Origin of the sequence: Microbacterium galbinum (genome assembly GCF_023101185.1) — a bacterium.
In the GTDB taxonomy this organism is placed as follows: Bacteria; Actinomycetota; Actinomycetes; order Actinomycetales; family Microbacteriaceae; genus Microbacterium; species Microbacterium galbinum.
Genome location: NZ_CP078077.1, coordinates 2,991,163 through 3,005,168, shown reverse-complemented (window position 1 = coordinate 3,005,168; position 14,006 = coordinate 2,991,163). Strand labels below are relative to the sequence as shown.

The 14,006-nt window shown below is 67.8% G+C and carries 11 protein-coding genes; 7 read left to right on the top strand and 4 right to left on the bottom strand.

Features of this window, described 5'->3' with window-relative positions:
- Nucleotides 1-39: 39 nt before the first annotated feature.
- From polA to KV396_RS14520, 6 genes are read left to right on the top strand one after another with little or no spacing between them, the layout of a single operon-like run.
- Nucleotides 40-2,673 (top strand): DNA polymerase I, encoded by a 2,634-nt coding sequence (polA, locus tag KV396_RS14545; protein WP_247956163.1) that lies wholly within the window; start codon nt 40-42, stop codon nt 2,671-2,673.
- 37 nt (nt 2,674-2,710) lie between these two features.
- Nucleotides 2,711-4,387 (top strand): DUF885 domain-containing protein, encoded by a 1,677-nt coding sequence (locus tag KV396_RS14540; RefSeq protein ID WP_247956162.1) that lies wholly within the window; start codon nt 2,711-2,713, stop codon nt 4,385-4,387.
- A gap of 54 nt (nt 4,388-4,441) precedes the next feature.
- Nucleotides 4,442-5,476 (top strand): LLM class flavin-dependent oxidoreductase, encoded by a 1,035-nt coding sequence (locus KV396_RS14535; protein WP_247632215.1) that lies wholly within the window; start codon nt 4,442-4,444, stop codon nt 5,474-5,476.
- Between the two features lie 53 nt (nt 5,477-5,529).
- The gene (locus tag KV396_RS14530) at nt 5,530-6,285 is read left to right on the top strand and encodes an SGNH/GDSL hydrolase family protein (RefSeq protein WP_247622479.1); all 756 of its coding nucleotides are present in this window, start codon (nt 5,530-5,532) and stop codon (nt 6,283-6,285) included.
- Nucleotides 6,282-7,031 (top strand): formylglycine-generating enzyme family protein, encoded by a 750-nt coding sequence (locus KV396_RS14525; RefSeq protein WP_247956161.1) that lies wholly within the window; start codon nt 6,282-6,284, stop codon nt 7,029-7,031. Before KV396_RS14530 ends, KV396_RS14525 begins: the two co-directional genes overlap by 4 nt.
- Nucleotides 7,032-7,078: 47 nt before the next feature.
- A complete protein-coding gene (locus tag KV396_RS14520; RefSeq protein WP_247956160.1) occupies nt 7,079-7,909 on the top strand; it encodes an arginase family protein in 831 nt (276 codons plus the stop codon).
- A gap of 25 nt (nt 7,910-7,934) precedes the next feature.
- On the opposite strand, the gene KV396_RS14515 is transcribed toward KV396_RS14520, so the two are convergent.
- Both KV396_RS14515 and KV396_RS14510 read right to left on the bottom strand, forming a co-directional pair.
- On the bottom strand, nt 7,935-9,263 hold the full coding sequence (locus tag KV396_RS14515) for an MFS transporter (RefSeq protein WP_247956159.1): 1,329 nt from the start codon (nt 9,261-9,263) through the stop codon (nt 7,935-7,937).
- Between the two features lie 88 nt (nt 9,264-9,351).
- Complete coding sequence (locus KV396_RS14510) at nt 9,352-9,828, bottom strand: hypothetical protein (protein ID WP_247956158.1); 477 nt, start codon at nt 9,826-9,828, stop codon at nt 9,352-9,354.
- 507 nt (nt 9,829-10,335) lie between these two features.
- Here KV396_RS14510 and KV396_RS14505 point away from each other — a divergent pair.
- Complete coding sequence (locus tag KV396_RS14505) at nt 10,336-11,184, top strand: class I SAM-dependent methyltransferase (RefSeq protein ID WP_247956157.1); 849 nt, start codon at nt 10,336-10,338, stop codon at nt 11,182-11,184.
- A 24-nt stretch (nt 11,185-11,208) separates the two neighbouring features.
- Here the strand turns inward: KV396_RS14505 and KV396_RS14500 are convergent, their stop codons facing one another.
- Together KV396_RS14500 and KV396_RS14495 are read right to left on the bottom strand one after the other, a co-directional pair.
- Nucleotides 11,209-13,566 carry an ATP-binding cassette domain-containing protein gene (locus KV396_RS14500; protein ID WP_247956156.1) on the bottom strand — a complete coding sequence of 786 codons (2,358 nt, stop codon included), beginning with the start codon at nt 13,564-13,566 and terminating at the stop codon, nt 11,209-11,211.
- Nucleotides 13,567-13,595: 29 nt separating this feature from the next.
- The gene (locus KV396_RS14495) at nt 13,596-14,006 is read right to left on the bottom strand and encodes a VOC family protein (RefSeq protein WP_247956155.1); all 411 of its coding nucleotides are present in this window, start codon (nt 14,004-14,006) and stop codon (nt 13,596-13,598) included.

Here is a 14,006-nt window from a genome sequence, read left to right as displayed (position 1 = left end):
TCCTCAGCGCGTGTCCGTGGTCCTCGTTAGGCTGACAGGGTGACGGACTCCGCAAAGCCTACCCTCATGGTCGTCGACGGCCATTCGCTCGCCTATCGCGCCTTCTTCGCGCTGCCGGTCGAGAACTTCACGACCAAGGACAACCAGCACACGAACGCGATCTACGGGTTCCTGTCGATGCTGGTGAACCTCATCAAGGCCGAGCAGCCGACGCACATGGCGATCGCGTTCGACACCTCGCGGCACTCGTTCCGCACCGATGAGTACCCCGAGTACAAGGCGACGCGGTCCGAGACGCCGCAGGAGTTCCGCGGTCAGATCCCGCTCCTGCAGGACTGCCTCGCGGCGATGTCGATCCCGGTGCTCACGAAAGAGGGCATCGAGGCCGACGACATCCTCGCCACCCTGTCGTCGCAGGGGGCGGAGCAGGGCTATCAGGTGCTCGTCGTCTCCGGCGATCGCGACACCATCCAGCTCGTGAACGACGACGTCACGCTGCTGTACCCGTCGGTGCAGGGCGTGTCCCAGCTCAAGCGATACGACCCGGTGACCGTGCAGGAGCGCTACGGCGTGCGTCCCGAGCAGTACCCCGACATTGCCGCGCTCGTGGGCGAGACCAGCGACAATCTGCCCGGCGTGCCCAAGGTGGGCGAGAAGACCGCTGTGAAGTGGTTGACGCAGTTCGGGTCGCTCGACGATCTGCTCGCTCGTGCCGAGGAGATCAAGGGGGTCGTGGGAGGGAACCTGCGCGATCACATCGACGACGTGCGCCGCAATCGCAAGCTCAACCGTCTGCTCACCGACGTCGAGCTCCCCGTCGCACCCGACGATCTGGCAGTCGCTCCCATCGACGCGCAGGCCGTGCGCGACATCTTCGCGCGCCTCGAGTTCCGCACACTGCTGCCGCGCGTGTTCGAAGCCGTCGGCGCCGGCGAGGTCGCCGAAGACCCGGCCGCGGTGGTCGAGCTGCCGGTTCCGCAGCAGGTGGTGGCTGCCGAACTCGCGACGTGGGCGGAAGCCGTGCAGGGCGAGCTCGCGCTCCGTGTGCTCACGCAGAGCGGGCTTCCGGTCCGTCTGGGGGTCGCGTCCGACTCGGAGCTTCGCGAGACCGATTGGACGGATGCCGCGGCCGACGAGCTGCGCTCCTGGCTCGAGTCCGATCGCCCCAAGGTCCTGCACGACGCCAAGGGTCAGCTGAAGGCGCTGAACCGAGCAGGCATCCGCCTCGGCGGTCTCGCGTACGACACGAGCCTCGCCGGCTGGCTCCTGCGCCCGAGCTTCCCCGACAAGACTCTCGGCGACCTGGTCGAGCGTTACCTCGGTGAGAAGCTCCCCGAGGCCGACCCGTCTCAGCTCGTGCCCGAGACCGAGGGGGCGACCCCCGCGCAGGAGGCGTGGTTCGCGCTGCGCGTCGCGACCGCGCTGCGCGACGACATCCCCGAGTCGGTGGCCGCCGTGCTGACCGACATCGAGCTGCCCACGCTGCTCGCGCTGGCCGACATGGAACTGGCCGGGGTCGCGGTCTCCCACGAGGTGCTGTCGACGTTCTCCGGCGAACTCGCGACCCGCGCCGAGGGCATCGCTCAGGAGGCGTTCGGCATCGTCGGCCGCGAGTTCAACCTCGGCTCGCCCAAGCAACTGCAGGAGGTTCTCTTCGAAGATCTCCAGCTGCCCAAGACGCGCAAGACGAAGACGGGCTACTCGACGGATGCCGCCGTGCTCGCCGACCTGCAGGAGTCGAACCCGCACCCGTTCCTCAACCTGCTGCTGCAGCACCGCGAGGCCACCAAGCTGCGTCAGATCATCGAGTCGCTCGACACGGCGATCGGCGACGACGCGCGCATCCACACGACCTACGTGCAGACCGGAAGCCAGACCGGGCGGCTCTCGAGCACCGACCCGAATCTGCAGAACATTCCGGTGCGCACCGAGGAATCGCGGCGCATCCGCAGCGCGTTCCAGGTCGGCGACGGCTACGAAGCGCTGCTCACGGCCGACTACTCCCAGATCGAGATGCGCATCATGGCGCATCTGTCGGGCGATGAGGGCCTGATCGAAGCCTTCAACAGCGGAGAGGACCTCCACCGGTTCGTCGGCGCTCGGGTGTTCGGGGTCGAGCCGGGCGATGTCACCGCCGCGATGCGCACCAAGGTCAAGGCGATGTCGTACGGCCTGGTCTACGGCCTCTCGGCGTTCGGCCTCTCGAAGCAGCTGCGTATCGAGCAGTCCGAGGCGAAGCAGCTCATGATCGAGTACTTCGCGCGCTTCGGCGCCGTGCGTGACTACCTGCGCGCCTCCGTTCTCGCGGCCAAGGAGGTCGGCTACACCGAGACGATCTTCGGACGCCGTCGCCCGTTCCCCGACCTCGCCAGCCCGAACCGCGTGCTGCGGGAGAACGCCGAGCGCGCAGCGCTGAACGCCCCGATCCAGGGCAGCGCCGCCGACATCATGAAGATCGCGCTGTTCCACATCCACGACGACATCCGCCGCGAAGGGCTCCGCTCGCGGGTGCTGCTGCAGATCCACGACGAGCTCGTGCTCGAGGTCGCCCCGGGGGAGTGGGATGCCGCCGAGCGCATCGTGCGCACGCGCATGGGCGACGCCGCGGATCTGTCGGTGCCGCTCGACGTGCAGGTGGGGCGCGGGCACGACTGGAACGAGGCCGCACACTGACCACGGCCGGCGGCGTCCGAGGATTAGTGTGGATCGCATGACTTCCATCCCGCGCACTCCCACCGCCATCGACAAGGTCGCCGAGGACTGGGTCGACACTCTGGTCGAGCTGGCTCCGACGCTCGGCACCTACATCGGGCGGGACGAGGTCAACGACCGCTTCGGCGATCTGAGTCCGGCCGGCCACGAGGCGATCGCAGCGGCGACACGGCAGACACTCGACGCGCTCACGGCCCTCGAGCCGGTCGACACGATCGACGAGGTCACGAAGGCCGACCTCGGCGCCGAGCTGCGTCTCGAGCTGGAACTCCACGAGGCGAATTGGCATCTGCGCGACCTCAACGTCATCGCTTCACCGGCACAGGATGTGCGTTCGGCATTCGACCTCATGCCCACGGCATCCGCCGACGACTGGTCGGTCATCGCCACGCGCCTCGCCGCGGTGCCCGACGCGCTGCGCGGCTACACCGAGACGCTGCGCGAGGGCATCGCGCGCGGAGTGACGCCGGCCCGCCGACAGGTCGTCGAGGTGGCGACCCGGATCGACCGGTACACGGCTGATGACGGCTTCTTCGCCGCTTTCGTGGCCGATGCCACGCCCGAGAGCGGCCAGCTTCCGGCATCCCTCGCGCGCACCCTGGCTGACAACTCGGCCGCCGCGCGCGTCGCATACGGCGAACTGCGACGGTTCCTCGCCGAGGAACTCGTGCCCGAGGCCACCGAGGTCGACGCGGTCGGTCGCGAGCTCTACGCGCTCAACTCGCGCCGATTCCTCGGAGCCACGATCGACCTGGACGAGACCTATGAGTGGGGACGCGAGGAACTCGCCCGGATGGTCGCCGAACAGACCGCGATCGCGAACGAGATCCTGCCGGGGTCCACGGTCGAAGAAGCCGTGGCGCATCTCGAGGCCGATCCCGCGCGCAAACTGGTCGGCACCGATGCGCTGCAGCGCTGGATGCAGGAGACGAGCGACCGCGCCGTCGCCGAGCTGGCCGCCTCGCACTTCGACATCCCCGAGGCGATCCGCACGATCGAGTGCATGATCGCGCCGACCCAGGAGGGCGGGATCTACTACACGGGGCCCACCGACGACTTCTCGCGCCCCGGACGCATGTGGTGGTCCGTTCCGGAGGGTGTGACGGAGTTCGACACCTGGCGCGAACTCACCACCGTGTACCACGAGGGTGTGCCGGGTCATCACCTGCAGATCGCGCAGGCCGTCTACAACCGTTCCGAGCTCAACTCCTGGCGTCGCCTGCTCGCCGGCACCTCGGGTCACGCCGAGGGGTGGGCGCTCTACGCCGAGCGCCTGATGGAGCAGCTCGGGTACCTCGACGACCCGGCCGACCGGCTGGGGATGCTCGACGGTCAGCGCATGCGTGCGGCACGTGTCGTGCTCGACATCGGCGTGCACCTCGGTAAGCCGCGTCTCGACGGAGCGGGCGTGTGGGATGCCGACTACGCGCTCGAGTTCATGCGCCAGAACGTCAACATGTCCGACCAGTTCGTGCAGTTCGAGGTCAACAGGTACCTGGGCTGGCCGGGGCAGGCTCCGTCATACAAGGTCGGACAGCGCATCTGGGAGCAGGTGCGCGAGGCCGTTCAGCAGCAGGAGGGCGAGGACTTCTCGTTCAAGGCATTCCACAAGCGTGCGCTCGACATCGGCGGCGTCGGTCTCGACACCCTGCGTGGTGTGCTGCTTCCACGATGACGGGAATGTCCGACACTCCGGCGATGTTCATTCACCTGAATAGGAAGGCATGACATGAGCATCGAATTCGGACTGGACACGTTCGGCGACATCACCCGCGACGCCGAGGGCACCCTCCTCAGCGGCGCCCAGACGATCCGCAACGTCATCGCGCAGGCAGAGATGGCGGATGCCGTGGGCGTCGACTTCTTCGGGGTGGGGGAGCACCACCGCAAGGAGTTCGCGGTGTCGGCTCCCGAGATGGTGCTCTCGGCGATCGCCGCGCGCACCGAGAACATCCGCCTCGGCACGGCGGTCACGGTTCTGTCCTCCGACGACCCCGTGCGCGTGTTCGAGCGGTTCTCGACCCTCGATGCCGTGTCGAACGGTCGCGCGGAGGTCGTGCTCGGTCGCGGCTCGTTCATCGAATCCTTCCCGCTGTTCGGTTTCGACCTCCGCGACTACGACGCACTGTTCGAGCAGAAGCTCGAACTCTTCGTCGAACTCCTGAAGGAGCAGCCGGTGACCTGGTCCGGGTCCATGCGCGCATCGCTCGAGAACGCGGATGTGTTCCCGAAGACGGAGAAGGGTCTGCGGACCTGGGTGGGCGTGGGCGGCAGCCCGGAGTCCGTGGTGCGCGTCGCACGCCACGGACTCGGTCTCATGCTCGCCATCATCGGCGGTCCGGCCGCGCGATTCCGGCCGTTCGTCGATCTGTATCACCGCTCGGTCGACTCCTTCGGAACGACGAAGCATCCGATCGCCGTTCATTCGCCCGGCCACATCGCCGACACCGATGCGGAGGCATGGGACGCCGCGTACTCGGGCTTCGAGGCGATGAACAACACGATCGGCAAGGAACGCGGCTGGCCCGCGTACAGCCGTGCCCGCTTCCAGAACGACATCGGGCCGGAGGGCGCGATCTACGCCGGTTCTCCCGACCGGGTGGCCGCGAAGATCGCCGACACGATCACCACCCTCGGGCTGGGCCGATTCGACCTGAAGTACGCCACCGGAACGCTCTCGCACGAGGCGATGATGCGCAGCATCGAGCTCTACGGCAGCGAGGTCATCCCGCGCGTGCGCGCTCTGCTCGACAAGCGCGCCTGATCGGGCCTGCGGGATCGGTACGGGGTCCGGTCCCGCAGGAATAGGCTTGTCCGATGGCAGACGTGCGTTTCGTGGCGATCGGGGACTCCTTCACCGAGGGGGTCGGCGACGTTCTTCCCGACGGCCGAGAGCGCGGGTGGGCCGACATCGCCGCCCAGGGGTGGGCCGATGCGGCCGGGCATCCCATCCAGTACGCGAATCTCGCGATCCGCGGCAAACTCGCGTGGCCGATCGTCGAGCAGCAGCTCGAACCCGCTCTGGCGCTGCGTCCCACGCATCTGTCGTTCAACGGCGGGGGCAACGACATGCTCCGACCGCGCACCGACCTCGAGCACATCGCCGACGCGTTCAGCCGCGTTCTCCGCCGATGCGACGAGGAGGGCGTCACGATGATCCTGCTCTCCGGCGCGAACCCCAGTGGACAGCTTCCGATGGGGTCCCTGATCCAGCGCCGCGGAGATCAGCTCTCCGAAGCCGTGCTGCGACGCGTCGCCGATCGCCCCGACGTGGTGCGCGCCCTGAACTGGCCCGATCGGGAACTCGCGCAGAGCGCGTACTGGTCCGAGGACCGCCTGCACATGAACGCCGCGGGCCATCATCGGGTCGCAGCGCGCGTGCTGCACGCGCTGGGGTACGAACCGCCCGAGACCTGGTGGGCACCGAGCGAGCGCGGGGGAGCGGGACCGAGCGGGCTCGCCTATTATCGACAGCACGTCGGCCCCTGGGTCCGGCGTCGGGTCACGCGCACGTCGTCGGGCGATGGCCGGACCGCGAAGTACCCGGTGTGGACCGAGCGGACTCCGGGGTGACGAGCGACATCGAACTGCGCCGCATCCCCGGCGGTTCGATCGTGCTGCAGGATGCGCGCACGAAGACGCAGCGTCCGGTGGATCTCGAGCCCTTCGAGATCGGTGTCTACCCGGTGACCCAGGAGCAGATGGCCGAGGTCCTGGACGCAGCCGCTCCGCATCCCCGCCGACCGGCGACCGACATCAGCTGGCTGCGGGCCGTGCACTTCTGCAACGCGCTCTCGGAGTGGGAAGGGCTCGAACACGCCTATCTGTTCGACGGGGAGGACGTCAGCTGGGACGTCTCGTCCGAGGGGTTCCGGCTGCCCACGGAGGCCGAGTGGGAGTTCGCGTGCCGGGCGGGGTCCGTCGGCCCCCACTACGCGCCGCTCGCGGATGCCGCCTGGACAGCCGCCGATGGCGTGATGACCCCGCAACCGGTCGGCGGCAAGATCCCGAACCTGTACGGCCTGTTCGACACCCTCGGCAACGTGTGGGAGTGGTGCTGGGACCTGCTCGACCCCGCACGCTACGACGAGTACCGCACGTTCCGCGGGGGCGGCTTCGCCGACGACGCCTGGAGTGTGCGCGCCTCGGTCCGCCGCGGGGGAGCCCCTCGGATGCATCACCCCGATGTGGGGATGCGCGTCGCGCGCGGCGGCTTCGATGGCGACGGAGCTGCGCAGGGCTGGTCTGACGCGGTCGATCGCGAGCGGGCGCTGCAGGACGGTACCTCGCCGTCGGGATGGACGCCACGAAAGCGGTGACGGGGACGGTTTTGGCCCCCATCCGCGCCGCGTGGGAGAGTGGGAGGATGCCTGCAGCGTTCTCTCTCATCGTCTCCCAGGGCCGCGTGGCCGACCGCACGGACGGCGCACTCGTGGGCGCACGTCGCGTCGGCGATGCACTGTCTACGCTGCTCCGGACCCCTGCGACGACGATCGGCACGCCGAGTCCCTCCCGCACCGACGACTGGAGCACCGCTCTTCCCGAAGCGAACGACACGCTGCACGGCTTGCGGGACGCGGTCGCCGGCGCCATCGACGCCGGGACCGTCCCGCTGCTCGCGACCAACACGTGCGCCGCGAGCCTCGGCACGCTCCCGACCGTCGCGGAGCGGCACCCGGATGCCGTCGTGCTCTGGATCGATGCGCACGGCGACTTCAACACGCCCGACACGACCGATTCCGGTTATCTCGGCGGCATGGTCCTCGCCGCGGCCTGCGGACTGTGGGACAGCGGACACGGCGCGGGGATCGACCCGACCCAGGTGATCGTCGTCGGCGGACGTGACATCGATCCGGCCGAAGGTGACCTCCTCGCCGGCGCCGGAGTGCGCGTTCTCGCCCCCGCCGACAGCACGCTCGAGCGCGTTCTCGAGCTCATCGACGGCCGGCCCGTCTGGATCCACGTCGATTGGGACGTGCTCGAACCCGGGTACATTCCCGCCGCCTATCGCGTCGGGGAGGGGATGCTGCCCCACCAGATCGCGGCGATCTTCGCGGCGATCTTCGCGGCGCTCCCCGCGGGCTCCGTCCGCGGGATCGAACTCGCCGAGTTCGAGGCCGGTGACGCCGACGTACCCGAACACGTGAGTGTCGAGCTCATCCTCGAGACCTTCCTCCCGCTGCTCCGCGCCGTCTGAGGTCGATAGTTCGGAGGCGACGCGTCTAGCGGCGACGTCGCTCCGGGTCGAGTCCCATCCGGACCCGCGTGCGCTTGCGCTCGATCACGATGAACACGCACCCGATGATCCAGAGCGGGATCGGGGCGAGGAAGGCGATGCGGAACGCGTCGAGCGAATAGGTTTCGGGCGTGCCCGCGCCCTGGAGGTCGAGCAACAGTCCGATCAGGAAGATCGCGATGAGAGCTGCGATGAATCCTCCCGCGTTCGTGACGCCCGTGGCGGTGCTCAGCCGATGCGAGGGGTTATGGGTGCGGGCGTGGTCGAAGGCGATCATCGACGCCGGGCCACCGGTCGCGAGGGCGATCGCGAGAACGTAGAGCAACCAGATCGGCGCGGCCCCGGGCAATGCGATCACGGCGCACCACGCGATCAGTTGCAGGCCCACCGCGGGGAGCACGAGGGCGAGGGACCGATGGTTCGGCAGTCGGCGCGAGAGGTCGCCGATGATGGGGCCGAAGATCATGCCGGCAACGACATATACGGATATGAGTCCCGCGGCATGTGCCGCCGTGAGACCTTGCGCGGCAGTGAGGAACGGCATTCCCCAGAGCAGGATGAACGCCGTACCCGCGAACGGAGTCGTGAAGTGCGACCAGAACGCGAGCCTCGTTCCCGGGTGCGCCCAGGCGGCGCGGATGCCGACACCGGTGTCGATCGCCGAGGTCACCACGCGCACCACTCCGGTGTCGGTGTTCACCGTCACATCGGCGTCCTGCTCGGCGGGGCGGTTTCGGATGACCAGAGCGACGAGGATCGTGAAGAGCACGCCCAGCCCGGCGATGCTCCCGAACGTGATCGTCCAGCTCGTGGCGTGCAGGAGAGCGGCCAGAGGGACGAGCGCCACCAGTTGCCCCGCCTGTCCGATGATGCCCGTGAACTGCACCATCACGGGGCCGCGTTGGGCGGGGAACCACACCGCGACCAATCGGAGCACCGCGGGGAAGACGGCCGCGTCTCCGGCACCCAGCAGCACACGGGCGAAGATCGCAATGCCGATGCTGGGGGAGAAGGCCATCACCAACTGACCCGCAGCCATCAGGAACATCCCGATCGTGATGATCGGACGCGAGCCGTACCGGTCGAGGAGTACACCGATCGGAATCTGCATCCCCCCGTACACCGCGAGCTGCACGACCGCGAAGAGAGCGAGGGTGGAGGCATCCGCCTGGAAACGATCGGCCGCGTCGACACCGACGGCGCCCAACGACGTGCGGTTCGTGATGGCGACGACGTAAGCCGCGACGCCCACCGACCAGATCAGCCAGGCTCGCCACCCGGGGTTCGAGACGGGGGAGAGGGGAGCGTGCGTCACCCTTCCACGGTACTCGCGTCACCGCGGCCTCGACGCAGACGACGGGCCCGGCGCGCAATCGCTCGCCGGGCCCCGAGGATCCGGTCGCTCAGCCAGCGCAGAGCGTCGAGAACGCCTGAGTCGATTCCTGGATGTCGGTCGTGAGCGTCGACGCCTCCGCGGCGGCGGACGTGTCCTGATCGACCAGGACACGCTTGAGAAGATCGCGCAGCGACGTGAAGTCCTCGTGCACCGCGGTCACGGCATCCTTGACCTCCTGGTTGGAGACGGACTCCGCGGCGGCACCGATCGCATCGACGGTCTCGGTGAACGTGGCAACCGTTCCCTCGGGGTCGGACATCGCCGCGCTCATGTCGAGCGAGGATAGCTCGGTCGCGACGCCCGAGATCTGGCTTCCCACGGATGCGCAGGCGTCGGCGACGGACTGATCCGTGGTCTGCTCGGCGGGGGCGGAGCTCTCGCTCGACGTCGAACTGTCCGTGTCGGCGCTCGGCGTGCTGGAACAGCCAGCGATTCCGAGGACCGCGACGACGGCGATAGTCCAGGCTGCGATCTGACGTTTCATTTTCTTCCCCCGTGGAGTGAGCCGATGAATCGGCATACGAATGTGAACCGCGAGCCAGTCAACCACACGCCGACGACGTACGCCCCGTAGGAACCAGGGGAGAAGTCCCCATGGCGATCTCAGCGGTCGTAGAGAGAGAGTTCGACCTCGCGGAGCTTCTCAGGTTCTTTGACGACCACTGTCCAGGGCGCAGGCAGGGCGGACCGCACTCGCCTCGCAAGCGCGTATCCGCGCCAGAAGTGATCAGCTGGGAGCGGGGCGCTGTCCAGAGGGTCTTCATCGTTGTAAGTCCCGTCGAGTTCTTCGCTCTACACGAGCGGGTCTCGCACAAGATCGTCGTCAAGACCCAGCGATCCGATCTCTCGGGGGTTAAGGGGAGCCAGAGACTCGGCATCCAATTCACTGACGGGGAAGCTCACGGAATCTGTCGGGCGAGGTGGTTCTCACACGGACTGACATAATGTGCATTATCGGTTATAACGGAATCCGCTTCGCTAGGCTGGTGCCATGAACGGCGAACACGTGGAGATCGACTGGTCGGCGGCGCGCGAGGCCAATCGTGAGAACTGGGACGACCGCGTGCCGCTGCACGCGGTGTCGTACGAGCGCGAGTCGTTCGATGACCCCGAGCACCTCAGCGATGTCGTCCGCCACGACGTCCCGGTGCTCGAACGATTCCTGCCCGCACGATCCATCGTCGGACTAGACGTGTGCCACCTGCAGTGCCACATCGGCACCGACACCGTCTCGCTGGCGCGCGCCGGTGCACGACGAGTCACCGGCGTCGATTTCTCGGCGCCGGCCCTGGAGACGGCACGAGCCTTCGCCGAGGAGCACGGCGTCGACGCCGAGTGGGTCGAAACCGACGTGCTCGACGCCAGGGCCGCGGTCTCCGGTGACTTCGATGTCGTCTACACGAGCATCGGAACGATCTGCTGGCTCTCCGATCTGGACCGTTGGTCCCAGCAGATCCAGGAGCTGTTGCGCCCCGGCGGGACGTTCTTCATCCGCGACGGGCATCCTGCGCTGTACGCGCTCGACGAGGACGCGGAGACGCTCACCGCGCGCTATCGGTACTTCGGCGACGGGTCGGCGCAGGTCTGGGACGACGCGAGCACCTACGCGGGCGACGGCACCGTGTCGCACACGCGCACCTACGAGTGGCCGCACTCGCTCGCCGAGATCCTGGGCGCCCTCCTCGGTGCGGGCCTGCGCATCGTGCACGTCGATGAAGGCCGCACACTCCCCTGGCGATTCAGCCCGCGGATGGTGGAGGTGCCCGGAGGATACGCATGGCCGGAAGACCAGCGCGATCTGCTCCCCTGCACCTACACGATCATCGCTCGACGGGACTGATATATCGGTTCAGCTCGTCGGGGATCAGACTCCGACGTAGGCCGCGAGATGTTCGCCGGTGAGCGTCGAGCGTTCTGCCACGAGATCCGCGGGCGTGCCTTCGAACACGACACGGCCGCCGTCGTGCCCGGCGCCGGGACCGATGTCGAGGATCCAGTCCGCGTGAGCCATCACCGCCTGGTGGTGCTCGATCACGATCACGGTCTTGCCCGACTCGACGAGACGGTCGAGGAGCCCGAGGATCTTCTGCACATCAGCGAGGTGGAGACCGGTCGTCGGCTCGTCGAGCACGTAGACGTCGCCCTTCTCCCCCATCTGGATCGCCAGCTTGATGCGCTGACGCTCACCGCCGGACAGGGTCGAGAGCGGCTGTCCGAGCGAGAGATACCCGAGACCGACGTCGTCCAGCCGGCCGAGGATCGCCGTCACCGCCAGGATCTTGGCGTCACCCTCCGAGAAGAACACCCGCGCTTCGGACACCGGCAGATCGAGCACCTCGGTGATGTCCTTGCCCGCCAGTTTGTACTCGAGAACCGCGGCCTGGAAGCGCTTTCCTCCACAGTCTTCGCACGGTGTCTCGATCGTGTCCATGAAGCCGAGCTCGGTGATGATGACACCGGCGCCCTTGCAGGTCGGGCACGCCCCTTCGGAGTTCGCGCTGAACAGCGCCGGCTTGACGCCATTGGCCTTCGCGAACGCCTTGCGGATCGGCTCGAGCAGCCCGGTGTAGGTGGCGGGATTGCTCCGACGCGAACCCTTGATCGCACCCTGGTCGATCGCCACGACTCCGTCGAGTTTCGAGACGGAGCCGTGGATCAGCGAACTCTTCCCGGAGCCGGCGACACCCGTGACGACCGTCAGGATGCCCGTGGGGATATCGACGTCCACGTTCTGGAGGTTGTTCGCGGTCGCACCACGCACCTCGATCGCCCCGTCCGCCGCGCGCACCGCGTCCTTGAGCACGGCGCGGTCGTCGAGGTGCTCCCCCGTACGCGTCCCGCTCCTCTTGAGCCCCTCGACCGTGCCCTGGAAGCAGATCTCGCCGCCGGCGCTGCCCGCGCCCGGGCCGAGATCGACGACGTGGTCGGCGATCACGATCGTCTCGGGCTTGTGCTCGACCACGAGCACGGTGTTGCCCTTGTCGCGCAGTTTGAGGAGCAGGCCGTTCATCCGCTGGATGTCGTGCGGATGCAGGCCGATCGTCGGCTCGTCGAACACGTAGGTCACGTCGGTCAGCGACGAGCCGAGGTGGCGGAGCATCTTGATGCGCTGCGCCTCTCCCCCGGACAGCGTGCCCGACGGGCGCTCCAGACTCAGATACCCGAGCCCGAGGGTGACGAAGGCGTCGAGGTTCGCGCTCAGGGCTTCGAGCAGCGGTCCCGCGCCCTGGAGGTCGAGCCCGCGCACCCACTCAGCGAGATCCGTGACCTGCATGCGGCAGGCATCCGCGATGCTGATGCCGTCGATCTTCGACGACCGCGCCCCCTCCGTCAGACGGGTCCCATCGCATTCCGGGCACACCGCGAAGGTGGCGACCTTCTCGACGAACGCACGGACGTGCGGCTGCAGGGCATCGAGGTCCTTCGACAGCATCGACTTGGTGATCTTCGGGATCAGTCCCTCGTAGGTCATGTTGATCCCGGCGATCTTGACCTTCGTCACCTCTCCGTAGAGGAACAGCTGCCGCTGCTTCTCGGAGAACTGGGCGACGGGCTTGTCACCGGGATAGAACCCGGACTGCGAGAACCCCTTCACCATCCAGCCGTCCGCCGTGTACCCCGGCACCATGATGGCGCCCTCGTCGAGGGACTTGGACTCGTCGACGATCTGCGCGAGGTCGAGGTCGGACACCGCTCCCCTGCCCTCGCACCGCGGGCACATGCCACCGAGGTAGATCGCGTCCTTCACGATCTTCTTCTCACCGCCGGGGCCGGTCATCACCCCGCTCGCGCGCTGCGTGGGGATGTTGAAGGAGAAGGCGGTCGGTCCGCCGATGTAGGGGGTGCCGAGCTTGCTGAAGAGGATGCGCAGCATCGCGTTCGCATCGGTCACGGTGCCCACCGTCGATCGCGGGTTCGCCCCCAAGCGCTCCTGATCGACGATGATCGCCGTCGTCAGACCTTCGAGCACATCGACGTCCGGCCGCGGAACCGAGGGCATGAACCCCTGGACGAAGGCACTGTAGGTCTCGTCGATCATCCGGCGGGACTCCGCGGCGATGGTGTCGAAGACGAGCGAGCTCTTGCCCGATCCCGAAACGCCGGTGAAGACGCTCAGCCGTCTTTTCGGGATGTCGACGCTGACGTCCTTGAGGTTGTTCTCACGTGCACCCTGAACGCGGATGAGGTCGTGGCTGTCAGCGGGGTGGTCGACGGTGGTCATCGGCATCCTTCGGAGACGAGGCTGATCTCTCAGCCGGCTTGGTTGATACGGAGCAGGTTGCCCGCGGGGTCGCGGAAGGCGCAGTCGCGCACGCCGTACGGCTGATCCATCGGCTCCTGCACGACGTCGGCGCCGCTCTCGACGAGCCGCTCGAAGAGGGCGTCGAGGTCGTCGCTGGCGAGCGTGAGCGCCCCGTAGCTGCCCTTCGCGATGAGCTCGAGCACCGTGCGGCGCTCGTCGTCGGTCAGACCCGGGTCGGTCGCCGGCGGGTGGAGCACGATCGAGGTCTCCGGCTGATTCTCGGGACCGACGGTGAGCCAGCGCATGCCGTCGTATCCGACGTCGTTGCGCACCTCGAAGCCGAGGGCATCGCGATAGAAGGCGAGAGCCGCGTCGGCGTCGGTGTGCGGGAGGAAGGCGTAGTGGATGCTGATCTTCAT

What these genes read in the sequence shown, in the direction of transcription:
- KV396_RS14510 (WP_247956158.1), bottom strand. Translation starts at nt 9,828, where the DNA reads ATGAAACGTCAGATCGCAGCCTGGACTATCGCCGTCGTCGCGGTCCTC.
- KV396_RS14520 (WP_247956160.1), top strand. Translation starts at nt 7,079, where the DNA reads ATGCCTGCAGCGTTCTCTCTCATCGTCTCCCAGGGCCGCGTGGCCGAC.
- KV396_RS14505 (WP_247956157.1), top strand. Translation starts at nt 10,336, where the DNA reads ATGAACGGCGAACACGTGGAGATCGACTGGTCGGCGGCGCGCGAGGCC.
- KV396_RS14540 (WP_247956162.1), top strand. Translation starts at nt 2,711, where the DNA reads ATGACTTCCATCCCGCGCACTCCCACCGCCATCGACAAGGTCGCCGAG.
- KV396_RS14535 (WP_247632215.1), top strand. Translation starts at nt 4,442, where the DNA reads ATGAGCATCGAATTCGGACTGGACACGTTCGGCGACATCACCCGCGAC.
- KV396_RS14495 (WP_247956155.1), bottom strand. Translation starts at nt 14,006, where the DNA reads ATGAAGATCAGCATCCACTACGCCTTCCTCCCGCACACCGACGCCGAC.
- KV396_RS14530 (WP_247622479.1), top strand. Translation starts at nt 5,530, where the DNA reads ATGGCAGACGTGCGTTTCGTGGCGATCGGGGACTCCTTCACCGAGGGG.
- KV396_RS14500 (WP_247956156.1), bottom strand. Translation starts at nt 13,566, where the DNA reads ATGACCACCGTCGACCACCCCGCTGACAGCCACGACCTCATCCGCGTT.